At 34.3% G+C, this 24,599-nt stretch carries 27 protein-coding genes and 1 other RNA gene; 24 read left to right on the top strand and 4 right to left on the bottom strand.

Annotated elements, in window-relative coordinates; translation table 11 throughout:
- Nucleotides 1-195: 195 nt before the first annotated feature.
- From ABEG63_RS08125 to ABEG63_RS08140, 4 genes are all read left to right on the top strand, one after another.
- Nucleotides 196-330, top strand: coding sequence for a protein with bacteriocin-type signal sequence (locus ABEG63_RS08125; RefSeq protein WP_267402945.1), 135 nt, complete (start codon nt 196-198; stop codon nt 328-330).
- A gap of 94 nt (nt 331-424) precedes the next feature.
- On the top strand, nt 425-940 hold the full coding sequence (locus ABEG63_RS08130; protein WP_346584088.1) for a YetF domain-containing protein: 516 nt from the start codon (nt 425-427) through the stop codon (nt 938-940).
- Between the two features lie 3 nt (nt 941-943).
- Nucleotides 944-1,438, top strand: coding sequence for an N-acetyltransferase family protein (locus ABEG63_RS08135; protein ID WP_346584089.1), 495 nt, complete (start codon nt 944-946; stop codon nt 1,436-1,438).
- 236 nt (nt 1,439-1,674) lie between these two features.
- Nucleotides 1,675-1,860 (top strand): hypothetical protein, encoded by a 186-nt coding sequence (locus tag ABEG63_RS08140; protein WP_346584090.1) that lies wholly within the window; start codon nt 1,675-1,677, stop codon nt 1,858-1,860.
- 72 nt (nt 1,861-1,932) lie between these two features.
- Here ABEG63_RS08140 and ABEG63_RS08145 read toward each other — a convergent pair whose 3' ends face one another.
- Entirely contained in the window at nt 1,933-2,247 is a 315-nt protein-coding gene (locus ABEG63_RS08145) for a DUF4286 family protein (RefSeq protein WP_267402949.1), read from the bottom strand.
- A 148-nt stretch (nt 2,248-2,395) separates the two neighbouring features.
- Here ABEG63_RS08145 and gyrA point away from each other — a divergent pair, with 148 nt between their 5' ends.
- The 5 genes from gyrA to ABEG63_RS08170 all read left to right on the top strand — a co-directional run bounded on the left by gyrA (nt 2,396) and on the right by ABEG63_RS08170 (nt 9,235).
- Nucleotides 2,396-4,999: a DNA gyrase subunit A gene (gyrA, locus tag ABEG63_RS08150; RefSeq protein WP_346584091.1), complete on the top strand. Its 2,604-nt coding sequence runs from the start codon at nt 2,396-2,398 to the stop codon at nt 4,997-4,999.
- Nucleotides 5,000-5,028: 29 nt separating this feature from the next.
- Nucleotides 5,029-6,063, top strand: a complete 1,035-nt coding sequence (locus tag ABEG63_RS08155) for a hypothetical protein (protein WP_346584092.1) — start codon at nt 5,029-5,031, stop codon at nt 6,061-6,063.
- A 502-nt stretch (nt 6,064-6,565) separates the two neighbouring features.
- Entirely contained in the window at nt 6,566-7,402 is an 837-nt protein-coding gene (locus tag ABEG63_RS08160; RefSeq protein WP_039372493.1) for a 1,4-dihydroxy-2-naphthoyl-CoA synthase, read from the top strand.
- Nucleotides 7,403-7,474: 72 nt separating this feature from the next.
- Nucleotides 7,475-8,404 (top strand): 1,4-dihydroxy-2-naphthoate octaprenyltransferase, encoded by a 930-nt coding sequence (gene menA / locus ABEG63_RS08165; RefSeq protein WP_346584093.1) that lies wholly within the window; start codon nt 7,475-7,477, stop codon nt 8,402-8,404.
- A gap of 144 nt (nt 8,405-8,548) precedes the next feature.
- Nucleotides 8,549-9,235 (top strand): metal-dependent hydrolase, encoded by a 687-nt coding sequence (locus ABEG63_RS08170; RefSeq protein WP_346584094.1) that lies wholly within the window; start codon nt 8,549-8,551, stop codon nt 9,233-9,235.
- 105 nt (nt 9,236-9,340) lie between these two features.
- Here ABEG63_RS08170 and ffs read toward each other — a convergent pair.
- An RNA gene (ffs, locus tag ABEG63_RS08175) (signal recognition particle sRNA small type) lies at nt 9,341-9,438 on the bottom strand.
- Between the two features lie 131 nt (nt 9,439-9,569).
- Between ffs and ABEG63_RS08180 the strand changes: the two genes are divergently transcribed.
- The 11 genes from ABEG63_RS08180 to ABEG63_RS08230 all read left to right on the top strand — a co-directional run bounded on the left by ABEG63_RS08180 (nt 9,570) and on the right by ABEG63_RS08230 (nt 19,005).
- On the top strand, nt 9,570-10,166 hold the full coding sequence (locus ABEG63_RS08180) for a DUF4199 domain-containing protein (RefSeq protein ID WP_267402956.1): 597 nt from the start codon (nt 9,570-9,572) through the stop codon (nt 10,164-10,166).
- Nucleotides 10,167-10,182: 16 nt separating this feature from the next.
- Entirely contained in the window at nt 10,183-11,133 is a 951-nt protein-coding gene (locus ABEG63_RS08185) for a glycosyltransferase family 2 protein (protein WP_267402957.1), read from the top strand.
- The gene (locus ABEG63_RS08190) at nt 11,133-11,513 is read left to right on the top strand and encodes a hypothetical protein (RefSeq protein ID WP_346584095.1); all 381 of its coding nucleotides are present in this window, start codon (nt 11,133-11,135) and stop codon (nt 11,511-11,513) included. The genes ABEG63_RS08185 and ABEG63_RS08190 overlap by 1 nt, the downstream gene beginning before the upstream one ends.
- 17 nt (nt 11,514-11,530) lie before the next feature.
- A complete protein-coding gene (locus ABEG63_RS08195) occupies nt 11,531-12,262 on the top strand; it encodes a DUF3667 domain-containing protein (RefSeq protein ID WP_346584096.1) in 732 nt (243 codons plus the stop codon).
- 7 nt (nt 12,263-12,269) lie between these two features.
- Nucleotides 12,270-12,974 carry a DUF2807 domain-containing protein gene (locus ABEG63_RS08200; protein WP_346584097.1) on the top strand — a complete coding sequence of 235 codons (705 nt, stop codon included), beginning with the start codon at nt 12,270-12,272 and terminating at the stop codon, nt 12,972-12,974.
- Nucleotides 12,975-13,052: 78 nt separating this feature from the next.
- The gene (locus tag ABEG63_RS08205; RefSeq protein WP_346584098.1) at nt 13,053-13,586 is read left to right on the top strand and encodes a hypothetical protein; all 534 of its coding nucleotides are present in this window, start codon (nt 13,053-13,055) and stop codon (nt 13,584-13,586) included.
- Nucleotides 13,587-13,713: 127 nt separating this feature from the next.
- Entirely contained in the window at nt 13,714-15,429 is a 1,716-nt protein-coding gene (locus tag ABEG63_RS08210) for a phospho-sugar mutase (RefSeq protein ID WP_267402962.1), read from the top strand.
- A 115-nt stretch (nt 15,430-15,544) separates the two neighbouring features.
- Nucleotides 15,545-16,798 carry an aminotransferase class I/II-fold pyridoxal phosphate-dependent enzyme gene (locus ABEG63_RS08215; protein WP_346584099.1) on the top strand — a complete coding sequence of 418 codons (1,254 nt, stop codon included), beginning with the start codon at nt 15,545-15,547 and terminating at the stop codon, nt 16,796-16,798.
- A gap of 92 nt (nt 16,799-16,890) precedes the next feature.
- Complete coding sequence (gene kdsB / locus ABEG63_RS08220) at nt 16,891-17,613, top strand: 3-deoxy-manno-octulosonate cytidylyltransferase (RefSeq protein WP_346584100.1); 723 nt, start codon at nt 16,891-16,893, stop codon at nt 17,611-17,613.
- A gap of 112 nt (nt 17,614-17,725) precedes the next feature.
- Nucleotides 17,726-18,388 (top strand): histidine kinase, encoded by a 663-nt coding sequence (locus ABEG63_RS08225; RefSeq protein WP_267402965.1) that lies wholly within the window; start codon nt 17,726-17,728, stop codon nt 18,386-18,388.
- A gap of 41 nt (nt 18,389-18,429) precedes the next feature.
- Nucleotides 18,430-19,005, top strand: a complete 576-nt coding sequence (locus ABEG63_RS08230) for a glutathione peroxidase (RefSeq protein WP_346584101.1) — start codon at nt 18,430-18,432, stop codon at nt 19,003-19,005.
- Nucleotides 19,006-19,177: 172 nt separating this feature from the next.
- On the opposite strand, the gene ABEG63_RS08235 is transcribed toward ABEG63_RS08230, so the two are convergent.
- A complete protein-coding gene (locus ABEG63_RS08235) occupies nt 19,178-19,834 on the bottom strand; it encodes an NAD(P)H-binding protein (protein ID WP_346584102.1) in 657 nt (218 codons plus the stop codon).
- 100 nt (nt 19,835-19,934) lie between these two features.
- Here ABEG63_RS08235 and ABEG63_RS08240 point away from each other — a divergent pair, with 100 nt between their 5' ends.
- Entirely contained in the window at nt 19,935-20,288 is a 354-nt protein-coding gene (locus tag ABEG63_RS08240) for an MmcQ/YjbR family DNA-binding protein (RefSeq protein ID WP_346584103.1), read from the top strand.
- Here ABEG63_RS08240 and ABEG63_RS08245 read toward each other — a convergent pair.
- Entirely contained in the window at nt 20,285-21,205 is a 921-nt protein-coding gene (locus tag ABEG63_RS08245; protein ID WP_346584104.1) for a bifunctional riboflavin kinase/FAD synthetase, read from the bottom strand. The two genes, ABEG63_RS08240 and ABEG63_RS08245, sit on opposite strands and share 4 nt — an antisense overlap.
- 527 nt (nt 21,206-21,732) lie before the next feature.
- On the opposite strand from ABEG63_RS08245, the gene atpD reads away from it, so the two are divergent.
- The 3 genes from atpD to ABEG63_RS08260 all read left to right on the top strand — a co-directional run bounded on the left by atpD (nt 21,733) and on the right by ABEG63_RS08260 (nt 24,527).
- Nucleotides 21,733-23,241 carry a F0F1 ATP synthase subunit beta gene (gene atpD / locus ABEG63_RS08250; RefSeq protein ID WP_346584105.1) on the top strand — a complete coding sequence of 503 codons (1,509 nt, stop codon included), beginning with the start codon at nt 21,733-21,735 and terminating at the stop codon, nt 23,239-23,241.
- A 96-nt stretch (nt 23,242-23,337) separates the two neighbouring features.
- Nucleotides 23,338-23,625 carry a F0F1 ATP synthase subunit epsilon gene (locus tag ABEG63_RS08255; RefSeq protein WP_346584106.1) on the top strand — a complete coding sequence of 96 codons (288 nt, stop codon included), beginning with the start codon at nt 23,338-23,340 and terminating at the stop codon, nt 23,623-23,625.
- 80 nt (nt 23,626-23,705) lie between these two features.
- Nucleotides 23,706-24,527 carry a hypothetical protein gene (locus ABEG63_RS08260; RefSeq protein WP_346584107.1) on the top strand — a complete coding sequence of 274 codons (822 nt, stop codon included), beginning with the start codon at nt 23,706-23,708 and terminating at the stop codon, nt 24,525-24,527.
- Nucleotides 24,528-24,599 lie beyond the last annotated feature (72 nt).

Genomic DNA, 24,599 nt, shown 5'->3' on the forward strand with positions numbered 1-24,599 from the left:
AATTTTCATAAAATTTTTTTTAACGAAACCCCGCAAATTTTGTGTGGTTTTGTTTTTATAACTTTGTCTGGCTGAGCTTGTCGAAGCCCTTAATAAATAGAAAGTTAATATGTAAATCGTAGAACGTTTGATTGTAAAATTGTAATATTTAAGAATAATTTTCGTTTTATATTTAATCCACAAAATTAAAACGATATGAAAAATTTAAAGAAACTAACAAAATCAGACTTAAAGTCAGTGTACGGAGGGCAACCGAAGCAATACTGTGTTTACTGCGAAAGATTAAACAAAACAGTTTGTAGCACCGTTCCGATTGCACAATGTCCTTAAAATTTTTAACCGCTTTTTATGAAGCGGTTTTTTTGTGCATCATATCATCAATTCAATCATAAAAATGTATACATTTGAGTATAAATAAATTCCTGTGAATCCGATTCTCGATGTGGTTGTCCGTTCCCTGTGTGTCTACCTTTTCATGGTGGTTGCCATACGCTTGTTTGGTAAAAATCAGCTTTCTCAGTTGAATGCTGGAGATGTGGTTTTGCTACTACTGATCTCCAATGCGGTTCAGAATGCAATGGTAGGTCCGGATACTTCTCTTCAGGGAGGTTTGGTGGCTGCATTGGTTCTTTTTACAGCTAATTTTATTTTGAAAAGGCTCATGTTTGCGAATCATAAATTTGAGAGCTTTATGGAGGAAGATCCTGTAATCTTGGTGAGAGATGGTAAAATCGATATAACTGCTTTAAACAAAGTGAAAATTACCAAAGATGAATTAGAGGAAGCGATTCGCGAACATGGAGTGGAGGGAATAGAAAATGTAAAACTGTCGATTTTGGAAGTAGACGGAAATATCAGCGTTATTTCTGAGGATGAAAAAAGCAAGCAGACACATTATTCCAGAATTAAAAGGAAAAATAAACGAAAATATCTTAGATAAATCATGAATTACGAACTGCGAGAAATGCTTCCCGGGGATGAGGTGAAGGTTTTGGAGATTTTCCGACAAGGTGTGGAAAGCGGAATAGCCACTTTTGAGACGACTATTCCCAGCGCCGAAGCCTGGAATATGGATTTTTATAACGATTGCCGCTGGGTTTTGGAGAATGAAACCAATGAAGTGATTGGCTGGTGTGCTTTAAAACCAATTAGCAAAAGAGAGAGTTTTAAAGGCGTTGCAGAAGTAAGCATTTATTTAGACAATAATCATCAGGGGTTAGGTCTAGGTTCGATTTTGCTTAAAAAGCTGATTTTGGATAGCGAAAATCACGGATTCTGGACTTTACAGACCAATCTCTTCCCCGAAAATGTGAATGCATTAAAATTTCATCAGAAAAATGGTTTCCGAACAGTAGGCGTAAGAAAAAAATTAGCCAAGATCAATGGCGAGTGGAAAGATGCGGTGATGCTGGAAAAGAGAAGCGATGCGATTGATTAATTTTGATAGTTAATGAGTCCTGAAGGGACGAATTAAACCAGAATCGGATGCTAATCCGATTAACAAACATAATTGATACAATTTCTAAATCTTTTAATCCACAAATCTTTTAATTAATAAGTAAAAATCTCAAAAGCAACACTTTACATCAAATACTCATAAACACTTAAAACTCTCCAACCCATTTTGGCATTAACCTTGATATTTTTCATATCGAAATTTGAAAAAGAAAAATAATGAAAGGTTTGATTAAAATTGTCGGAGTGACGACAGTAATGTTGATGCTGACTTCATGCGTTGTTCATGAACACCACGGAAGAAGAGGAAGACCTCCTGGGCATGCAAGAAAAGTGTATATCTATGAGAAAAAAGGGCATGGGCACGGTCATGGACATCATAGAGGACGCGGACACCACAGATGATTCAATTGAGAAAAAATAAAAAAGCACTGAAATTTTTCAGTGCTTTTGCTTTATAAAGAAAACGAAAATTAATTACATTCTCGATTTTTTCGGATTCAGAAAAGTATTGAAGATCATCACTTCCTGACCAAATTGTTTTTCCACTCGTTCGGCGATATTTTCCAGTTCACTTTTTACGAAATCTTCTCGAAGGTCATCATTATCAAAAATCAAAAGAAGATTATAGTTTTTTCCTTCGTCGATATAGTCACTGTGAACTTCCGAAAGAATATATTTATTGACATCCATTAAATTTTCTGTCATTAAAATCAATGTTTCATCAATATAATTTTCCCATTCTTCAAGATTATTTTTCGTGCAGTGGAAAGTTATACTCAATACGCTCATATTTTATGAATTTTTAAGATTTTTTGGATAAATTCTACCGCAAAAATCGGCAAATTTTTCGTAAATTAGCCCGTTAATAAAAATACAAAATAAATAATTTTCAAGCTCACAGCTAAAGGTTTGGAAATCATTATAATAAAATTTGTTTATGCAAAAAGAAGGAGAAAGACTAATTCCTATCAACATTGTTGATGAAATGAAGTCATCTTATATCGATTATTCGATGTCGGTTATCGTGTCAAGAGCGCTACCAGACGTAAGAGATGGCTTGAAACCCGTTCATAGAAGAGTGCTTTATGGTATGTATGGATTAGGGGTTTTTTCTAACAGAAAATATTTAAAATCTGCGAGAATTGTTGGAGACGTTTTAGGTAAGTATCACCCACACGGAGACTCTTCTGTATACGATGCAATGGTGAGAATGGCACAAGACTGGAGCTTGCGTTATCCTCAGGTAGACGGGCAGGGTAACTTTGGTTCAATGGATGGTGACCCGCCTGCAGCAATGCGTTACACCGAAGCTAGATTGAAAAAAATCTCTGATGAGGTTCTTTCAGACTTAGATAAAGAAACGGTAGATTTCCAGAATAACTTCGACGACAGCTTACAGGAACCAACAGTTTTGCCTTCAAAAATTCCTAACCTTTTGGTAAACGGAACTTCCGGTATCGCGGTAGGTATGGCAACCAACATGGCTCCTCATAATTTAACGGAATCTATCAACGCGATCTGTGCCTATATTGATAATAAAGAAATTACAATCGATGAATTAATGCAGCACATCATAGCGCCGGATTTCCCTACAGGAGGTATTATCTATGGTTATGACGGGGTGAGAGATGCTTTCCATACGGGTAGAGGTAGAGTTGTTTTAAGAGCTAAAGTTGCTTTTGAGGAAATCGGAAACAGAAATGCAATTATCGTAAACGAAGTTCCTTATCAAGTGAACAAAGCAGAGATGATCGCCAGAACTGCAGAATTGGTTAAAGACGAAAAAATTCCTGGAATTTACGAGATCAGAGACGAGTCCGACAGAAGAGGTCTTCGTATTGTTTATGAATTGAAACACGATGCGATTCCAAACGTTGTTTTAAACTTATTATATAAATATACGTCGCTTCAGACATCTTTCAGTGTTAATAATATTGCCTTGGTTCATGGTAGACCAGAGCAGTTAAACCTTAAAGATATCATCCACCATTTTGTTGAACACAGACATGAAGTAATTGTAAGAAGAACTCAGTACGAGCTTAGAAAAGCGAAGGAAAGAGCTCATATCTTAGAAGGTTTCATGAAAGTGATCGGAACGCAGGATGCTTTAGATAAAGCGATTTCAATTATCCGTCACTCTTCAAATCCACAGGCTGCGAAGGAAGGTTTGATTACAGAATTTGAACTTTCTGAAATTCAGGCTCAGGCGATTCTAGACCTACGTCTTGCTCGTTTGACGGGAATGGAGCTTGATAAGATCCGTGATGAATATGATGCAATTATGAAAGAAATTGCTGATTTGGAACATATTTTGGCGAATGAACCAAGAAGATTCCAGATCATTAAGGATGAACTAGTTGAAATTAAAGAAAAATACGGCGACGAAAGAAGAACAGAAATCGATTATTCAGGAGGTGAAATGTCTATTGAAGATATTATCCCGAACGAATCTGTAGTTCTTACGATTTCTCACGCAGGATATGTGAAGAGAACGTTGCTTTCGGAATATAAAATCCAAAGTAGAGGTGGTGTAGGAAACAAAGCAGCGACAACAAGAGATTCCGATTTCTTGGAGTACATTGTTTCGGCAACCAACCACCAATATATGTTGTTCTTTACAGAAAAAGGTAGATGTTATTGGTTAAGAGTATTTGAAATTCCTGAAGGGTCTAAAACGGCTAAAGGAAGAGCGGTACAGAACTTAATTAACATCGAACCGGACGATAAGATCAAAGCATATATCAGAACCAATAACTTGAAGGATGCCGAATATGTAAACCAAATGAGCGTTGTAATGGTAACAAAAAATGGTACGATTAAGAAAACGTCTCTTGAAGCATATTCAAGACCGAGAGTAAATGGTGTAAATGCTATTGAAATTAGAGATAATGACCAATTGTTAGGTGCTTATCTAACAAACGGAAGTTCTCAGATTATGATTGCTACCAAAAATGGTAAATGTATCCGTTTCCCTGAAGAAAAAGTAAGAGAGGTAGGTAGAGGTTCTATTGGGGTTCGTGGTATTGCGATGGAAGATAATGACGAAGCCATTGGTATGATTGTTGTGAATGATGTGGAGAACGAAACAGTGCTTGTGGTATCTGAAAAAGGATACGGTAAGAGAACTGCGGTAGAAGACTACAGAATTACCAACAGAGGTGGAAAAGGAGTTATTACCCTGAACATTACCGAAAAAACAGGAAATCTTATTGCAATCCAAAACGTTACAGACGAAGATGGTTTAATGATCATCAACAAGTCTGGAGTTGCTATTCGTATGAATATGGATGAGATGAGGGTAATGGGTAGAAATACGCAAGGGGTTAAAATGATTAACCTTAAAAAGAATGACGAAATTGCAGCCATTGCAAAAGTAGAAATGGATAAAGATGTAGAAGAGAATGAGGAAGAAGAAGGAGCGGAGGAAAATGGAGAAATTATAGGAACGCTATTTGATAACCAGGAAAACAATGCAGAAACACCTCAGGCAGAAAACGAAAACCCTGCGGAGGAAACTGAGAATTCTGATTCAGAAGAATAATATTGTACAATTAATATAAAATAGTGATTATGAAAAAGCTAATTTTAAGTTTGGCAATTGTAGCATCAGCTTTTGCTTTCGGACAAAAAGAGGATGTGAATGCTAAACTACAGAGCGCTAACAAAGCAGCTATGGATGCATATAATGCTAAAAACTACGCGGCATCGGCTCCTAAATTTGTAGAAGTTTATGACTTGCTAAAAGCAAACGGGCAGGATGACAAAACGTATATGTATTATGCTGGATTGAGTTATGCATTAGCTAACAACAGCGATGCTGCTATCAAAATTTATCAGGATTTAATTAATTCAGGATATACTGGGGTTCAGACAACGTATACAGCGAAAGACAAAGCTGGGAATGTTGCGACATACGATAAGCAAACTTGGGATCTTTTGAAGAAAAACTCTTCTAAAGACTATACAGATTTCAAAACTGAGCAAACGCCAAGCGTAGAGCCGGATTTGTATGAAACTTTATCTACTTTATTGCTAAATGCTAAAAAGAATGATGAAGCAGTAGCTCTTATCGAGAAAGGATTGGCTAAATTTCCAAACAATGCTAAGTTAAAAGAAGCTCAGGGAACTGCATTGTACGCTTCTGGTAACACAGAAAAATTCATGCAGAACTTAAAAGAGCAGTTGGCTAAAAACCCTAACGATGCTACCAATTGGTACAATTTAGGAGTTTTACAGGCTAAAGATCCTGCAAGTGTAGACGCTGCTATTGAGTCTTTCAAAAAAGCAACTGAACTGAAGTCAGATTTTGCAAACGCTTACCAAAACTTAGTATACACAACAATTGGTGACGATTCTAAAGCAGTTGAGGAAATCAACGCGTTAAGAAAAACAAAGCCGGATGATGCGACTAAATTGATCGATGCAAGAAAAGCAAGATTTGAAAAGTCTTTACCTTTTGCTGAAAGTTGGTATAAAGCAATGCCTACAAGCTTAGAAGCAGTATCAACATTGAAAGATATTTACAGTATCACTAAAAATCAGGCTAAAGCTACTGAAATGAAAGCTAAAGAAGCTGAACTTCAAGCAAAACAGCCCGCTAAATAATTTTAACTATTTAGAATTAAATATAAAACCGGAACATTTTTGTTTCGGTTTTTTTTTGTTCAATAGGAACGTTTTTTATTTTAGATTGTCATGCTCTTTTTTTAAACGCAAAGATTGTTTTGGCTCTCTGCTTATTTTTAGAAGGTAAAGGCAAATGAATTTGCTTGGTGAAGCTTGAAAATACAACTTCATCAAATCAACTTGTTGATTCTTCTTTGCTCACTCCAATATATTTTGCTTTTAAATTAAAACTTTGCGTCAAAAAAATAAGTTTTAGATAAAATCCTTTTCAAAATCAATCAATGCAACACTAATAAAATGGAAACAAGCTCTAAGTGAGATTAAAGGTTTGATGTAATCAAAAAGCTTTGTAAACTTTGCATTAAAATAATTTAAACATTAAAAATCGTCAATATTTATCTTAAAATTCACAACGATTATCATTAAAAATCAATGTTAAAATTCTCTCTAATTCCGTATCTTTGGGAAAAATTTTTACAAGATGATCGAGTGGAAAACCGTCAAAGAATACGATGATATTACTTACAAAAAATGTAACGGTGTAGCGAGAATCGCTTTCAACAGACCGGAAATTCGTAACGCCTTCAGACCAAAAACAACTTCAGAACTATACGATGCTTTTTATGATGCCTCAGAAGATCCTTCTATCGGGGTTGTTTTGCTTTCAGGAGAAGGGCCAAGTCCGAAAGATGGAGGTTGGGCTTTCTGCAGTGGTGGAGATCAAAAGGCAAGAGGTCATCAGGGATACGTTGGTGAAGACGGAAGACACCGTTTGAATATTTTAGAAGTTCAGCGTTTAATTCGTTTCATGCCAAAAGCGGTAATTGCTGTTGTTCCGGGATGGGCTGTTGGTGGAGGTCACTCTCTTCACGTAGTTTGCGATTTAACGTTAGCAAGTAAAGAGCACGCAATTTTCAAGCAGACCGATGCTGATGTTACAAGTTTCGATGGTGGTTACGGTTCAGCTTATTTGGCTAAAATGGTCGGACAGAAAAAAGCTCGTGAAATTTTCTTTTTAGGGAGAAATTATTCAGCTCAGGAAGCTTTCGAAATGGGAATGGTAAATGCCGTAATTCCTCATGACGAATTAGAAGATACAGCTTACGAATGGGCTCAGGAAATTTTAGCAAAATCTCCGACATCAATCAGAATGCTGAAATTTGCGATGAACCTTACAGACGACGGAATGGTTGGCCAACAGGTTTTTGCAGGAGAAGCAACACGTTTGGCTTACATGACGGAAGAAGCAAAAGAAGGAAGAAACGCTTTCCTTGAAAAAAGAAAACCGGATTTCGGAAAAGATCAGTGGATATCATAACATAAGTAATTGATAATAAGTAATGAGCAATTTGAGCATTACTTATTACCCATTACTCATTACTTATAAACTATGAAAGATTGGATACAAGCCGCAAGGCTTAGAACATTACCGCTTTCCCTGAGCGGAATTATAATGGGAGCATTCATTGCAAAATGGAGGCTTTGGGGACAAGGGGGAACCTGGGACTGGAAGATCTTTGCATTGGCATTGGTTGTTACGTTGTTGTATCAGGTTTTATCCAACTACGCGAACGATTATGGAGACGGTATAAAAGGAACGGATGCCAAAAGAGCAACAGAAGCTGAAGCGAGAGCAGTAGCATCTGGAAAAATTACAGCAAAGCAAATGAAAAATGCGGTGATTCTTTTTTCTGTTTTGTCTTTTGTGGCCACAATTGCGCTTTTATATGTCGCTTTTATTCCAAATTACGTAAATGAATTTTACATTTTTATAGGAATTGGAGTCGCAAGTATTTTAGCAGCTATTGGATATACTGTTGGTAAGAAACCGTATGGTTACATGGGGTTAGGTGATCTTTTTGTATTCGTGTTTTTCGGATTGGTTTCTGTTTGCGGAAGTTATTTTTTATTTACAAAAACTTTCAGCTGGGATATTTTATTACCCGGAACAGCCATAGGAATGATGAGTATGGCAGTATTGAACCTTAACAACATGAGAGATATCGAAAGCGATAAACTTTCAGGCAAAAATAGTTTTGCTTTAAGAATAGGATTTAAAAATGCAATGATCTACGAAATGATCCTTTTGCAATTACCTTTAATCTTAATTCTTATCTTTTTAGCGATGAACGGTTTCATTCAGACAAAAAATTATTATGTTTTTATCGTGATGATTCTTTTGTTTCCGTTGGCAAAATTAAGAAGAAGTATTATGTCTGTAAAGCAGCCCAAAGATTTAGATCCGTTTTTGAAACAGGTCGGAATTATGACTTTCGTAATGGCGGTGCTTACAGCAATTGGACTTAATTTTTTTAATTAAAATTTAAATAATCGTTTAAACTAAAAAAGCTTCGGCAAGCTCAGCATGACATTTCTAATACTATTCTTTATTCTTTAGAATATTTGTAGCACTGTCATGCTGAGCTTGTCGAAGCATCTCTATAAAAATTAAATAAATAAAATTATGAAAATACAATATTTAGGACAAAACTGTTTTTTGTTCACGTACAAAGACAAAACAATTTTAAGTGATCCTTTTTACAATTACAAAAAGGCGGAGTCGGGGTTTGATATTTCTGCTCAGAAAATCGATTATATCTTGTTGACCCACGCTCATGGAGATCACATTGCAGATGTAGAAGAAGTATTACAGTTTCACCCAGAAGCTACTATTATTGCGGTTCCTGAGATTTGCGGATATTTCAAAACTGCGAAAAATACAGACGATGTGAACTTAGGAGGATCGGCAAAAATCGATGATCTTAAGATTTCAATGGTTCCGGCTCACCACACGAGTTCATTCCCAGATGGAAGCTACGGAGGCGTTCCTGTAGGATATATTTTCAGACTTCCTGAAGGTAAAAACCTGTACATGGCTGGAGATACGGGAGTAATGGCCGATATGGAGCTGTTTCCAAGTTTATACGGGCATTTAGACCTTTCTATCCTTCCGATAGGTAGCCATTATACAATGTGCCCTAGAAAGGCAGCTTTTGCGTCTGCGGAATTATTGAAGACTCCAAAAGTAATCGGATGTCACTTTGATACTTTCCCGGCAATTGAAATCAACCACGAAAGTGCATTGAAGCATTTTGCAGAAAAAAATGTAGAACTTGTTTTACCAAAATTAGGCGAGACGTTCGAATTTTAATAAAATTTGGAAAGGTAATTTGAAAATTAAAATAGAAATGTTGGAAAGTTTAGACATAAAAAAAGATAATCTTCAAATTACCTTACTTCACTTAAAACCAAAAAAAAATGGCAAGCTACCTAAATCACACCGCTACGACCGATTACCTTTGCTGCGTTCCCACCCTGGAGGATTCTCAGGAGCTGGTTGTTTAGGACTTGCCGTTGCAAAGGTAGGAAATAATTATAAACTTCAAAATAAAATTATAGAAAAATTACTCGAAAAATCCTTTATTAAAGCTAAATTGCTGAAATTTAGACCAATAATTTTTCATTTTTTTTATTAAAATTTAAATATGACGAAAAGTCCATCAACATTAGGAATTATACTTTTTATCGCTACAATGATTGTCTTTTTTGTAGTGTACACTTTTTTCTCAGGTATCAATTATTTTGATATTTCACTGAAAGCCAATGCTTTTGTGTTGCCGATTTTATATGCCCTTGGAGCATTTTGGTCGGTAAAATCGTATTGGAACAACCATAAAATGAATTTTAGAGAAGCTTTTAAAAGAGCTTTCGTTCCGATGTTCATTGGGGGAATACTTTCAGTTTTCAGTATTTATTTATTTTTAAATTTTGTAGATACAGATGCTAAAAAGTTGTTGAATTATCAATATGTGACAAGACAAAAAGCTGAATTAGACGCTGAATATACTTCTGCAAAGAAAATTTTAAAACATCAGAAAGATATTGATGAGCTGGAGCAGAAATATAAAGAAGGTCTTCAGAGATTTAATCCTGAGGCTATTAAAGGAAAAGATATGCTTACGGCAAGTCATTTTTCAGGATATTTCGCCGCAATTCTTATATTTTACGTAGTTTTGTCGGTGTTTTTCGGAGCGTTTTTCAGAACGAAAACCATTCATCCCGAATTAACAAATCAAGAATAATTTTATTAAAAATTAAATGAATTTATCTATAGTTATTCCGTTATTGAACGAAGAAGCCTCTTTGGAAGAGCTTTTTTCAAGGATTGATAATGTTTGTAAATCAAACAGTTTATCCTATGAAATCTGGTTTGTAGATGACGGAAGCACAGATTTATCGTGGAGCATTATTGAAAATCTGAAGGTTCAGCATCCTCAGATTCATGCAATTAAATTCTCAAAAAATTACGGAAAATCTCAGGCGCTTCATGCGGCTTTTGAAAGAACAAACGGAGATGTAATTATTACAATGGATGCTGATTTACAGGATTTTCCAGAAGAAATTCCGGAATTGTATGCAATGGTTGTGAATGAAAATTACGACATTGTTTCCGGTTGGAAAAAGAAACGTTTTGATAATGTCATGACGAAAAATATTCCTTCAAAATTATTCAATGCGGCGGCAAGAAAAGTGTCTGGAGTAGAGCTTAACGATTTCAATTGCGGATTAAAAGCGTATAAAAAACAGGTCGTAAAATCCATTGATGTATATGGAGATATGCACCGATATATTCCTGTTTTGGCTGCTAATGCGGGTTTCAGGAGAATTACGGAAAAAGAAGTTCAGCATCAGGCAAGACCTTACGGAACTTCAAAATTCGGAACCGAGAGATTTATCAGAGGGTTTCTGGATTTAGTAACCCTTTGGTTTGTAAGTCGTTTTGGTGGAAGACCAATGCACTTTTTCGGAGCTGTGGGAACTTTAATGTTTATCGTAGGTTTTCTTTCTGCGCTTTGGCTGGGAATTTCAAAATTAATTGATGTTGCAAGAGGAATTTACGGACATTTAATTACCAATAATCCGTGGTTTTATATTGCGTTAACGATGATGATTATGGGAACTTTGCTTTTTATAGCAGGATTTTTAGGAGAAATGATCATCAGAACAAATAGAGAACATAAGAATTATAATATTGATGAAGTGATTTAATGAAAAAACTTAATTTCACTGTCATTTTTCTTTTATTATTAATTTTATCTTCATGTAAAACAAGAAAAATCATTGGTTCGTGGGAATTTATCGAGGTATATCAGGGGGTAACCATTACAAAAGTAGATTCATTAAAATCTAAGAAAAATACTTCTGTAAAAGGAGAAGGTATTTTAATTTTTAATGATGATTCTACCTTTAATTCTATGGATTCTAAAGGAAAATATAGAAGAAAGGGAATGATTTTGAAAATGAAATATCCCGAACTGAAAGATACAACTTCACTAAAAATTTCTTATATTAATAAAAATTATCTGCTGTTATCGGCGATAAAAAACGATCCTATGACCTGGTTTTATAAGAAAGTTAAAAAAGAGTAGAATGTGTTGATTAAGTTATGAATACAAAAAGTTGTTTGAACTGCGGTCATTCAATTTCCGGTGAGTATTGCTCTCATTGCGGACAGAAATCGGACACAGCAAGAATAACTCCACATTCATTAATCAAAAATGATATTCTAGGATCTATTTGGCACGTTGAAGCCAAATTTTTCAAAACTTTAAAAAATATTTTATTCAGACCCGGAAAAACGGCAATGGATTATATTTCAGGAAAAAGAATCAGTAACAACAATTTTATATCGTTGTTACTGATTCTTTTTAGTTTTAATCTAATTACCTATCATTTCTATGAAAAATATTCACCTGCGCAGATTCTTACCGATGATGTTGTGGAGATGAAAGATTTTTTCTCCAGATATTCTAAAACCATTTTATTTGTTATCATTCCGATGCTCGCGATCAATGCTTATTTTTTATTTAAAAGAATAAATTTGAATATTGCAGAGCATTTTATCATCGGAACAGTGAGTCTTTTAGGAATTTTAATCTTATTTTTGTTGGATGATATTGTTAGTCTTGTCGGTTTGTGGAAACCGATTTCAAAGATTTTCGATTTCATCGACAAAATTATATTCGGTCTTTCTATTCTCTTCCCGGCAATTACTTATTGGAATGCTTTTAAAAATTCATACTCAAAACCAAGTTTATTATGGCGAGTATTGGTTTTTTATGGATTGATGGGAATAGAAATTACGATCATAAGTTTGATTTTATATGAAATATTTTAATTTAAATATGAAAAATATATTTTGCACATTCATGTTGGTGGCAGTGGTTTCGTGCGGAAAAATCTCTCCGGAAGGAAAAGATATCGAAACGAAAGATGTTGATGTTTCCGAATTTGTGAATCTTGATCTGAACGGAAAATTCAGAGTCTTTTATGCAAGAGGTCCGAAAAACTTTGTTCAGATAGAAACATATCCGAATATTGCCGATAATCTTGATGTTGACGTAAAAGATAAAACACTTTCCATCAAAGAAAAACGCGGAACAAAAGGCGTTGATTTTTATAATGTAACGATTTATTCAAAATATAATCTTGAGAAAGTAGCGATTTCTGATTCTGTAGAAATGAATATTTCGAGCGAAATTAAGACCGATAATTTTAGGCTTAATTTAAAAAATAACGCTACATTTATGGGTTCGGTAAATACAAGAAGGGCAGAAGTTGAAATGCTGAACCGAAGCAGAGCCAACTTTTTAGGGCAAACCAAAGAAGCCGTGATAAAGATCTCTGATACAGCAAGTTTGATCTCTCCTTATTGGAAAATCGAAAACCTGAATATCGATTCTAAAAATGGAAATTACGCAGAAGTAAATGTAAAAGATTCATTAAAAGGACATATTCAGAATACAGCGAAATTTATTTACTATAATGACCCGATTCGTGCTTTTAAAATTGATAAAGATACACGAGTAGAGAATAAAAAACTGGATTAAGTATTGGAGGAGAAAAAATATACAGCGAGTAGCATTCAGACGTTAGAAGGAATGGAGCATGTAAGGCTTCGTCCCCAAATGTATTTTGAAGATTGTTTTCTTGAAAATAATTTAAACTCTCTTGTATTTGGATCTTTATGTCATGCAATTGACGAATATTTTGATAATATTTGTGATGAAATTTTCGTTTATGTTGACAAAAATTCATTAAAAATAAAATATAATGCAGGAATGTCTTTAGAAAAATCTTGGGATTTAACTAAAGCTGAATGTATTATGACAAAAATAGGAGCTTGTAGCAACGAAAAAAAACATTTCAAAGTTGGCGATGAATTCTGTCGAGTGGGAATGGCAATAATTAATGCAGTTTCAGAAAAATGTGAATTAAAAACAATTTGGAATAAACAAAGAGGTCATTTTATTTTTGAAAAAGGAAAAACAATTTTTAGAGAAATTTCAGAAATAGAAATTTTCGAAGATTCAACAACAATAAGTTTTGAAATCGACAAAGAAGTTTTTGGAAAATCAATATTTGAATTAAATGATTTACAATTGAAAATAAATTCATTGAAAGAAAAATTACCCAATTTGCAGATTAAGCTTAATACATAAAAATATTTTGTCATTCTGAACGAAACAAAGTGGAGGGAAGAATCTCTTTAAAATAGATTTCTTCTTCGTCGAAATGACAAATACAATAACAATAAATTAAAACTATAAAAGAACAAAATAGACACATATGACAACATTAGAAAAAGCGAAGCTTTGGTTAAGTGACACATTTGATAAGGAAACAAGAGATGCGGTTCAATTGTTAATTGATGGAAATTCTCCCGATTTGGAAGACTCTTTTTATAGAGAGCTTGAATTCGGAACAGGAGGGATGAGAGGAATTATGGGTGTCGGAACCAATCGTTTAAATAAATATACATTAGGTCAAGCAACACAGGGACTTGCGAATTATATGTTAAAGCAATTTCAAGGTGAAGAAATCAGTGTAGCGATTGCTTATGACGTTAGAAATAATTCAAGAGAATTCGGAAAATTGGTGGCTGATGTTTTGACGGCAAACGGAATTAAAGTATTGCTTTTCAAGGATCACAGACCGACTCCGGAATTATCTTTCACGGTTCGTGACAAAAAATGTAACGGAGGAATTGTGTTGACAGCTTCTCACAATCCGCCTGAATACAACGGTTACAAAGTATATTGGAATGATGGAGCACAAATTGTTCCGCCACATGATGAAGCGATCATTAATGAAGTGTATTCTACAAAATTTGAAGATATCAAATTCGATGGAAACGATGATTTAATCGAATGGATTGGAGAGGAGCAGGATGAAGTTTATATCGATGCTTGTATCGAAAACTCTACGTATCAGAATGTTGGAAAAGAAAATTTAAATATCGTTTTCACATCAATTCACGGAACAACGTATACAACAGTTCCTCAAGCCCTTAAAAAAGCTGGTTTCAAGAAAATCGATTTGGTTACAGAACAAATGATTCCTAGCGGAAATTTCCCAACCGTTGATTCTCCGAACCCGGAAGAGCCTGCAGCGTTGGAAATGGCGATGGATTTGGCAAAAATTACCAATGCAGACATCGTTATCGGAACCGATCCGGATGGTGACAGATTAGGAATTGCTGTAAGAAATTTAGATGGAGAAATTCAATTATTGAATGGAAATCAGACGAATACAATTCTTACGTATTATATTTTAAATGAATGGAGAAAGCAAGAGAGAATCACTGGAAAAGAATTCATTGGTTCTACGATTGTAACTTCAGATATTTTCTTTGATATTGCTCAGAAATTCGGGGTTGACTGTAAAGTTGGCTTAACAGGTTTCAAATGGATCGGAAAAATGATCCGTGATTTTGAAGGACAGGAAAAATTCGTTTGCGGTGGTGAAGAAAGTTTCGGATTCATGACGGGAGATTTCGTTCGTGATAAAGATTCTTGCGGAAGTATCATCCTTGCTTGTGAAATTGCGGCTTGGTGTAAAGCGAACGGAAGAACAATGTATCAATATATGATCGAAATTTATCAGGAAACCGGAATGTATTACGAAGGTTTGGTGAATTTGGTGAGAAAAGGTAGAGACGGAGCCGAAGAGATTCAGAATATGATGAAGAATTTCCGTGAAAATCCTCCAAAAGAATTGGCTGGTTCATTGGTTGAAGAAGTGAAGGATTTCAAAGAACAAACCAATTTTGTTGTTTCTAAGAATGAAAAATTAGTAATGAACGACATTCCAAAATCGAATGTATTGATTTATTACACTCAGGACGGAACGAAAGTTTGCGTAAGACCTTCCGGAACAGAACCAAAAATCAAATTCTATATTTCTGTAAAAGATTCAATTACTTCTGAGGCAGATTTCAGAGATAAATTAAAATCTTTGGACGAGAAAATTAATCAAGTTAAAAACGACTTACAACTAACATAAAAAATAGGGTTTAGGATTTAGGAAAAAGGAATTAGGGAATTTTGTACGCAGAAACTAAGCCCTAAAACCTAATTCCTAAACCCTAAAAATAAATATAATTCTAAATAAAAATAAAGTGAAAGTTTCAAAATTAGCGGCGAACCTGATTGGTTCTGAAATTGTAAAAATTGGTAACGAAGTAAATGATTTAAAGGCAAAAGGAGCGGAAATTGCTAATCTTACGATTGGTGATTTAAATTCTAATATTTATCCGATTCCTGCAAAATTGAAGGAGGAAATTCAGAAGGCTTATCAGAATAATCTGACTAATTATCCGCCTGCTAACGGACTTTTATCTTTAAGAAAAGAGGTTTCTAAAGACCTTAAAACAAGATGGAATTTAGATTATTCTCCAAATGATATTTTGATCACGGCTGGTTCAAGACCATTGATCTATGCGGTTTATAAAACAATCGTTGACGAAGGTGATAAAGTAGTTTATCCAACACCTTCTTGGAACAACAATCACTATGCTTACCTTACTTCGGCTGATGCAATTGAAGTAAAAACAACACCGGAAAACAATTTCCTTCCAACTGCGGATGATTTAAGACCTCATTTGTCTGGAGCGGTTTTACTAGCGCTTTGTTCGCCATTGAACCCGACAGGAACAATGTTCACAAAAGAACAGCTTTCTGAAATCTGTGAATTGATTTTAGAAGAAAACAAAAAAAGAGGTGAAGATGAAAAGCCATTGTATTTAATGTATGACCAAATTTATTCTAACCTTACTTTTGGAGCAGAGCACGTAGATCCGGTGTCTCTTTTCCCAGAAATGAGAGAATATACAATTTATATCGACGGTATCTCAAAATGCCTTGCTGCGACAGGAGTTCGTGTAGGCTGGGGATTCGGTCCTTCTCATATTTTGGATAAAATGAAGGCTCTTTTGACGCACGTTGGAGCTTGGGCACCAAAACCAGAGCAGGAAGCGACTGCAAAATATTACGAAAATCCGGAGGAAGTAAACGCTTTCGTGGAAGATTTCAAAAATAAATTAGAAGCTAGCTTAAAAGTTCTTCACGGTGGAATTCAGGATTTAAAAGGAAATGGTCTTGCAGTTGACAGTATTGAACCAATGGGAGCTCTTTACCTTACCATTAAATTAGATTATATCGGAAAAACAAAACCGGATGGTTCTGTTATTGAAAATTCTTCTGATTTGGTATTTTATTTAATCAACGAAGCTGGTGTTGCTTTAGTTCCATTCTCAGCTTTTGGTGAAGAAAAATCTGAGCCTTGGTTCAGAGCTTCTGTGGGAGGTTTGGCTACTGAAGAAATTGCTTCAATGATGCCAAAATTGGAGAATGCTTTGAATAATCTTAAATAATTTAACAATATATCAATCTAACAGTGTATCAATACCATGTTACTGATTGTTACATGGATACATTGTTAGATTGTTACATTAATTTATTACTTATGAAAATAATCGCAGTCATTCCTGCACGTTACGAAGCAAGCCGTTTTCCGGCTAAATTAATGCAGATGTTAGGCGAGAAAACCGTTATCACAACAACGTATCAGAATGTTGTGGAAACAGGTTTATTTGAAGAAGTTTTTGTAGCGACAGATTCAGAAATTATTTTTGATGAAATTGTAAAAAATGGCGGAAAAGCAGTGATGACAGGTCAACATGAAACTGGAAGCGATCGAATTGCAGAAGCCGTACAAAATATTGATTGTGATATTGTTATAAACGTTCAGGGGGACGAACCATTTTTAAAATTAGAACCTTTAAAACAGCTTATTGAAGTTTTTCATAACGATGAAAAGCAAGAAATTTCTTTAGCTTCATTAAAAATAAAACTGACTGAAAAAGAAGAAGTTGAAAACCCTAATAACGTAAAAGTAATTACGGATAATAATGGTTTTGCTTTATATTTTAGTCGTTCTGTGATTCCTTTTCATAGAGAAATTTCTTTTGATGTTGAATATTTTAAACATATCGGAGTTTACGCTTTCAGAAAACATGCTTTAATTCAGTTTTCAAAATTGGAAATGAAACCGTTGGAAATTTCCGAAAAGATCGAATGCATCCGTTATTTGGAATATGGCATGAAAATCAAACTGATAGAAACCAATTTCATCGGAGTTGGTATCGATACCCCAGAAGATTTAGAAAAAGCGAGGAAATTAATTTAAAATTTTTTAATTAAATATTTTGAAAATATGATGCTAACTTGTATTTTCAAATTACTGCATTCCAAATTTTCAAATTAAAAAAGCCTTATATTTGAATTTATAAATAAAATTAATGAAGAAGTTACTTTTAGTTTTCGTCCTGATATTTTCACAAACAATTTTTGCGCAGACTGCAAAAGAAATCATAGATAAAAACATCGAATTATCGGGAGGATTAACCAATTGGAAGTTATTGAATTCAGTATTGCTGCAAGGAAAAGTAATTTTAGGAGTTAAAGACGAATATCCTATTAAAATATATCAGCAACGTCCGAATCTTACAAAAACTGTAATCACCATCGGCGGAAAAGATACTGCAATTGAAGGCTACGACGGAACGAAAGGATATGCAATGAACTATGCAACCAATAAACTTCAGGAATATGCTGAATATATCCCGGAAAGTTTTGATAATGACTTTATTGATTGGGAAAATAAGGGTTTTGAAGCTAAATATTTAGGCAAGGAAAAAGTAGGAGATATCTACTGTCATAAGGTTGAATTAACGAAAAATGTAAATAAAAACATGTACTATTTTGATACAAAAACATATATGCTTTTGAAGGAAGTTAAAAAAGAAGAAACTCTGATTTATTCTGATTATAAAAAAGTAGGAAACCTGTCAATGCCTTTCAGAATAGAATCTTCAAGTCCTAAAAAAGATGGCGATTATGTAATGCTTTTGAATAAAGTAGACATCAACAAAGTTTTTCCAACGAATATTTTTAAATTTTAATTGAATAATTGCAGAAAATCTGCTTCTAAATAATCTTAAAAATGAAAAAGATTTTTTTACTAATGCTTTCATTTGTAGCGTTTTTACAAAGTTGCATGAATCAGAAAAGTGAAGTTTCTAAAGCTAAAACCAACGAACTTATGGGAAAATCAATATACGATTTCAAAGTGGAAAGCCTTGATGGGAAGGAAATTAACTTTGCAGATTTTAAAGGAAAGAAAATTCTTATTGTAAACACAGCGTCAGAATGTGGATTCACTCCGCAATATGCTGATCTTGAAAAGGTTTCTGAAGAGTATAAAGATAAAGTGGTTGTAGTAGGTTTCCCTGCTAACAATTTTGGAGGTCAGGAACCAGGAACAAATACTGAAATCGGAGCTTTCTGTCAAAAAAATTATGGAGTAACTTTTCCTTTGGCTGCTAAAGTTTCTGTTAAAGGAGATGATACTGCGCCGATATTTAAATATTTAACTGAAAAAGATTTAAACGGCGTAAAAAATACAACCATCCTTTGGAATTTTACAAAATTTTTAGTTGATGAAAACGGAAAACTAATCGATTCTTTTGTAAGCACAACGAAGCCTACGAGCGATTCGATTACAAAGTATTTTAAATAGAAATAAAAAAATAATAACGCTTCGGCAGGCTCAGCGTGACATCGCTTCAACTATTCTTTTAAAAAGAAGTTAGTATTAGAAATGTCACGCTGAGCTTGTCGAAGCGTTTATTCATTATATAGCGTCAAATAGGGAAAAATTTACAGTTGATAATTCACCATTCATTTTAAAACTACTCATTACTTTTCTCCGCAAAACAAAAAATATTCCCCAGCTTAATACTGGAATATCCATTACTTTTTATCTTTGAAGAATTAATCATTGCTTTGGCCAAAACATCGGTTGGTAAAGGTTTTTGACTTTCCAATAAGCCCAATTTATTCGCAAATTTTATAATTCGGCTTCCCAAAACTTCTCCCGTTCTGTCGGAGTCTTTTCTTTCCAGCATTCCCGGTTTAAAAATGGTTATTTTATTGAAATGTAACTGTTTTACAGCTTCTTCCAATTCGCCTTTCATTTTAGAATAGAAAATTTTAGATTTGGGATTTGCTCCATAAGCAGAAACCAAAATATAATCTTCCACTTCATTTTCTTTGGCAGCTTTTGCAAATTCGTATTGATAATCATAATCGACTTTTCTTTGTGCATCCTTGCTTCCCGCAGCTTTTAACGTGGTTCCGAGACAGGAAAATGCAACATCACCATTCACTTTATTTTTCCATGCCTCAGGATTTTCGAAATCAACAATATGAATTTTCAATTTATCACTTTGAATATCAATAGGTTTTCGCACAAAAATATGAACTTCTTCAAAATCTTTATCATGAAGTAATTGATTGACCAAATCTTTTCCTGTAGCGCCTGTAGCACCGATAACGAGAGCTTTCATACTTTTTTTGATTTATGGTGATGATGTTTTCCTTCTTAAATTTACTAAATTTGGAATTAATATCAATTATCATTAATCACTTATCAATTGTATTTAATTTATGGATGCCAACGAAATTTTAGACTATTGCCTTTCAAAAAAAGGAGTTACAGAAAGTTTTCCTTTTGATAATGAAACATTGGTGATGAAAGTGGGAACCAAAATGTTCTTGCTGATGGCTCTTGAAAAACAACCTTTAAGTATCAATGTAAAAACAGATCCGGAATGGAGTGCAGAGCTTCGTGAGCAATATCCACAGATTACAGGAGCATTTCACATGAATAAAACACACTGGAATTCGGTAATGGCAGATGGTTTAAAAAGAGATTTGATATTTAAATTAATCGATCAGTCGTATGAATTGGTATTTAAATCATTAACTAAGAAGGCTAAAGAGGAAATTTTAAGTTCTTAAAACTGAAACTCTTCAGTTAATCTTTTATCTTCATCCAACCTTTCAATTAATTTTTCCAGTCCCTCGAATTTTATTTCGTCGTGAAGGAAATCTCTGAACTTTACGGTAATTTTTTCGTCGTAAATATCTCCGTCAAAATCGAGAATGTAAACTTCAACGGTTAGCTTTTCTCCATTAACGGTCGGGTTTGTTCCAACACTTAGCATTCCTTTATATTGTTGACCTTTTACGAAAACTTCAACAATATAAGCACCTTTTTTAGGTAGAAGTTTAATGGTTTCTGTTTCGATATTAGCGGTAGGATAACCAATCGTTCTTCCGATTTTTTTGCCATGAACAACGGTTCCGGAAACAGAGTAGGAGTAGCCCAACATTTCATTGGCTTCTTTTATGTTTCCTGCTAAAAGAGCATTGCGAACTTTTGTGGAACTGATATTATTTTCATGAATATTGATGGCTTCCATTTGTTCGACTTCAAAATCCAATTCCTTTGAAAGTTTTTGAAGCAATTCAAAGTTTCCGCTTTTATTTTTTCCGAAAGAATGGTCATAACCGATAATTAAATATTTAACATTTAGCTTATCAACTAAAATCTGGCGAACAAATTCTTCTCCGGTAAGATTTCTGAATTCTTCATCAAACTCTTTTAAGAATAGATTGTCGATGCCATATTTTTCCATCAAAAATTTCTTCTCTTCCAGCGTATTAAGAAGTTTCAGATTTTCATTGGGATTGAAAACAAATCTAGGATGTGGCCAAAAAGTAAGCACAGCAGTCTCCAAATGGTTTTCAGAACCAATGTTTAATAATTCATCTATAATACTTTTATGACCAAGATGTACCCCGTCGAACATTCCTAAAGACAATGCTAAAGGCTTCTGAGAAGAGTAATCTGTAAAATTCCTGAAAGCTTTCAAAACGGAAAAAAATTTGACTGCAAATATAAAGCCTTTAAAATGATCTCGTATTATATAATAAGAGTTATTTTCAATAGTACTGATTTAATTCAGTTTTAGAGTCAATGAATAAAGAAAAATTGAAAAATATTTTTAGCTAAATATTAAAAAAAACTGTTTATTGTAAAGAGATATTTTAATGGATCGAAAAAACTACTTTTTCTCAAATTTTCTTCTGCATCCTTCCTGTTTGTTCATCTATCAAAGTGTCTTTACAATTGGAGTTTTTGCGAAATTTAACAGGATTTTCATGAATTTTTATCTTAACTAAAAAATATTTAAATTGAATTTTAATCATTAAATGTTTTTATTGTTTGGTGAATTATCAAAAATTAAAATCTTAATGTAAAACATCTTTGCTTTATTATTCTAATTGTATTTAAATTCATAATCCTTTTTCGAGGAGAAAAAGCATGATAAAAATCTTTTTTTTACCAATTGCGGGTTTATGAAGAATCATTATATTTGCACCAAGAAAAAATTTAGCAATGGCAAACCAAATTAAAGGAAAAATTTCTCAAATTATTGGTCCGGTAATCGACGTAGTTTTTAATGATGTGGAGGCAGTTCCAAGCATTTATGACGCGTTGGAGATTACGAAAGAAAACGGTGAAAAAGTAGTCTTAGAGGTAGAACAACATATTGGCGAAGATACAGTAAGATGTATCGCAATGGATGCAACTGATGGTCTTAAAAGAGGTCAGGATGTCATCGGGTACGGAAATCCTATTACAATGCCAATTGGTGAAGCTGTAAACGGAAGACTTTTCAACGTTGTTGGGGATGCTATCGACGGAATTCAGGAAATTTCTAAGGAAGGTGGTCTTCCAATTCACAGACCAGCTCCAAAATTTGATCAACTTTCAACTTCTGCAGAAGTTTTATTTACAGGTATTAAAGTAATCGACTTAGTTGAGCCTTACGCAAAAGGGGGTAAAATTGGTTTGTTCGGTGGTGCCGGTGTAGGTAAAACAGTATTGATTCAGGAGTTGATTAACAATATTGCAAAAGGACACGGAGGTCTTTCGGTTTTTGCCGGAGTAGGTGAAAGAACGAGAGAAGGAAATGACCTTTTGAGAGAGATGCTAGAATCAGGTATCATCAAGTATGGTGATGATTTTATGCACTCTATGGAAAACGGAGGTTGGGATCTTTCTAAAGTAGACCTAGAGGCTATGAAAGATTCTAAAGCTGCATTCGTTTTCGGACAGATGAACGAGCCACCTGGAGCAAGAGCGAGAGTAGCACTTTCTGGTCTTACATTAGCTGAGTATTACAGAGATGGAGGTGAAAGTGGACAGGGTAGAGACGTACTTTTCTTCGTAGACAACATCTTCCGTTTTACACAGGCTGGTTCTGAGGTATCTGCACTTCTTGGTCGTATGCCTTCTGCGGTAGGTTACCAACCAACGCTTGCTTCTGAAATGGGTGCGATGCAGGAAAGAATTACTTCAACTAAAAATGGTTCAATTACTTCAGTACAGGCGGTTTACGTACCTGCGGATGACTTAACTGACCCGGCTCCTGCAACTACGTTTGCTCACTTGGATGCGACTACGGTACTAGACAGAAAGATTGCTTCATTAGGTATCTATCCAGCGGTAGATCCATTGGCTTCTACTTCTAGAATCTTGGCTCCGGAAATCATCGGTGAAGAACATTATAACTGTGCTCAGAGAGTAAAAGAAATTCTTCAGAGATACAAAGCGCTTCAGGATATCATCGCGATCTTAGGTATGGAAGAACTTTCTGAAGAAGATAAATCAGTGGTTTACCGTGCTAGAAAAGTTCAGAGATTCCTTTCTCAGCCTTTCCACGTTGCAGAACAGTTTACAGGTATCCCAGGATCTTTGGTAGACATCAAAGATACCATCAAAGGGTTTACTATGATTATGGATGGTGAATTAGATCACTTACCAGAAGCTGCTTTCAACTTGAAAGGAACTATTGAGGAGGCTATCGAAGCTGGACAAAAAATGTTAGCTGATAACGCTTAATAAATTAGACATAAGATTTTTAGACCTGAGATAAGAGACATTATTTGTCAAAAATCTTTTAATCTTCAATCTTTTAATCTTTTAATCTAAATTAAAATGAATATAAAAATTTTAACACCAGAATACGTAGTTTTTGAAGGAGAAGTAGACTCTATTCTTTTGCCTGGAAAAAATGGTGAATTTCACATCATGAAAAACCACGCAGGAATTGTTTCTTCTTTGGTAGGCGGCAAAGTAAAATTATTTGCTCAGTCTGTAGGTGAAGCATATGCTAAAAACCTTACTAAAGAAGGCGAAAACAACCAAGATTCTATTTTTTCATATATTATCAAAAGCGGTGTTGTAGAATTTAATAATAATAAAGGAATCATCCTTTGTGAATAATTAAATGAAAAGCTAAATATATTTTCAAGAAAGTGTAACTTTGGTTACACTTTTTTTATGCAATGTAGAAATCTGATTTTATGAAGAAAAGTTTAATCATTTTATTTACAATTTTAGGAGTTATCTTCAATGCCCAGCTCATCAAAACCAAAAGAGGAATTGTAAGTCTTGAAGGAATTCATGTGGCAAAAGTCTCTAATAAAGGCAGTGTTTACACCTTTATGGATTTGAAGGAAACGCCCATTTATACCATCGAATTTATTGATAAAAGCGTGGTAGATTCGGTAAGAGACAGCTATATAAAACTCAACAGGATCTATAATCAGGAGAAGACACTTGATTTGGATTATATTTCTCCGTCCGCATTTTCGGGAGATGAAAAATCGGCGGTTTATACCTGTATCAAAGGATTAAAGATCATTGATGAAAGGGGAATTAATATTAAAAATTTAGATGATCTTTTTAAAGATATGCCTAAACGAAAATTGGATACCAAAACCAAAGAAGCGTATACCACGAAAACTAAAATTGATAAACTGAATATTACCGTTAATAATGTAGGTGAAATATTAAGCAATGGTATTCCTGTCGGATATTTCACAAATTTACCGGTAAGCTTCGGTTCTGAAGATACAGTGAGTGATAAAACTTTTGTAGACATTGAAATTTACGACGCTAAAAGCAAATTCATAGGAAAGTATATCACAACAACCAAACAACTTAAAACAGCCGGAGGAAAGTCTTTTACGCTGTTCAGAGAAATGTCGGGAAGAGCTTCTATTTTAAAGTTTCCAACGTATAAAGCAATTGCCGAAAGGATGGCGATTATGGATCCTAATTTTATTAAAATTAAAGAAAAAGTAGAAGTGGGTGAAGTCGTAAAAGATGGTGTTCAAAAATAAATAACATTGCCTGCACTTTCAAAAAATGTGTTTTCTTGAAGATACAGGCAATGACCCTTTTATAAGGTTTTA

The sequence above is a fragment of the Chryseobacterium sp. C39-AII1 genome (genome assembly GCF_039672645.1).
Lineage (GTDB): Bacteria > Bacteroidota > Bacteroidia > Flavobacteriales > Weeksellaceae > Chryseobacterium.

Bases quoted from the DNA above. Each gene is read 5' to 3' on its own strand.
- ABEG63_RS08160 (WP_039372493.1), top strand. From the start codon at position 6,566: ATGATCGAGTGGAAAACCGTCAAAGAATACGATGATATTACTTACAAA.
- ABEG63_RS08185 (WP_267402957.1), top strand. From the start codon at position 10,183: ATGAATTTATCTATAGTTATTCCGTTATTGAACGAAGAAGCCTCTTTG.
- atpD (WP_346584105.1), top strand. From the start codon at position 21,733: ATGGCAAACCAAATTAAAGGAAAAATTTCTCAAATTATTGGTCCGGTA.
- kdsB (WP_346584100.1), top strand. From the start codon at position 16,891: ATGAAAATAATCGCAGTCATTCCTGCACGTTACGAAGCAAGCCGTTTT.
- ABEG63_RS08200 (WP_346584097.1), top strand. From the start codon at position 12,270: ATGAAAAATATATTTTGCACATTCATGTTGGTGGCAGTGGTTTCGTGC.
- ABEG63_RS08240 (WP_346584103.1), top strand. From the start codon at position 19,935: ATGGATGCCAACGAAATTTTAGACTATTGCCTTTCAAAAAAAGGAGTT.
- ABEG63_RS08230 (WP_346584101.1), top strand. From the start codon at position 18,430: ATGAAAAAGATTTTTTTACTAATGCTTTCATTTGTAGCGTTTTTACAA.
- ABEG63_RS08145 (WP_267402949.1), bottom strand. From the start codon at position 2,247: ATGAGCGTATTGAGTATAACTTTCCACTGCACGAAAAATAATCTTGAA.
- ABEG63_RS08140 (WP_346584090.1), top strand. From the start codon at position 1,675: ATGAAAGGTTTGATTAAAATTGTCGGAGTGACGACAGTAATGTTGATG.
- ABEG63_RS08190 (WP_346584095.1), top strand. From the start codon at position 11,133: ATGAAAAAACTTAATTTCACTGTCATTTTTCTTTTATTATTAATTTTA.
- ABEG63_RS08225 (WP_267402965.1), top strand. From the start codon at position 17,726: ATGAAGAAGTTACTTTTAGTTTTCGTCCTGATATTTTCACAAACAATT.
- ABEG63_RS08235 (WP_346584102.1), bottom strand. From the start codon at position 19,834: ATGAAAGCTCTCGTTATCGGTGCTACAGGCGCTACAGGAAAAGATTTG.
- ABEG63_RS08195 (WP_346584096.1), top strand. From the start codon at position 11,531: ATGAATACAAAAAGTTGTTTGAACTGCGGTCATTCAATTTCCGGTGAG.
- ABEG63_RS08210 (WP_267402962.1), top strand. From the start codon at position 13,714: ATGACAACATTAGAAAAAGCGAAGCTTTGGTTAAGTGACACATTTGAT.
- menA (WP_346584093.1), top strand. From the start codon at position 7,475: ATGAAAGATTGGATACAAGCCGCAAGGCTTAGAACATTACCGCTTTCC.
- ABEG63_RS08255 (WP_346584106.1), top strand. From the start codon at position 23,338: ATGAATATAAAAATTTTAACACCAGAATACGTAGTTTTTGAAGGAGAA.
- ABEG63_RS08155 (WP_346584092.1), top strand. From the start codon at position 5,029: ATGAAAAAGCTAATTTTAAGTTTGGCAATTGTAGCATCAGCTTTTGCT.
- ABEG63_RS08260 (WP_346584107.1), top strand. From the start codon at position 23,706: ATGAAGAAAAGTTTAATCATTTTATTTACAATTTTAGGAGTTATCTTC.
- gyrA (WP_346584091.1), top strand. From the start codon at position 2,396: ATGCAAAAAGAAGGAGAAAGACTAATTCCTATCAACATTGTTGATGAA.
- ABEG63_RS08170 (WP_346584094.1), top strand. From the start codon at position 8,549: ATGAAAATACAATATTTAGGACAAAACTGTTTTTTGTTCACGTACAAA.
- ABEG63_RS08205 (WP_346584098.1), top strand. From the start codon at position 13,053: ATGTATTTTGAAGATTGTTTTCTTGAAAATAATTTAAACTCTCTTGTA.
- ABEG63_RS08125 (WP_267402945.1), top strand. From the start codon at position 196: ATGAAAAATTTAAAGAAACTAACAAAATCAGACTTAAAGTCAGTGTAC.
- ABEG63_RS08180 (WP_267402956.1), top strand. From the start codon at position 9,570: ATGACGAAAAGTCCATCAACATTAGGAATTATACTTTTTATCGCTACA.
- ABEG63_RS08135 (WP_346584089.1), top strand. From the start codon at position 944: ATGAATTACGAACTGCGAGAAATGCTTCCCGGGGATGAGGTGAAGGTT.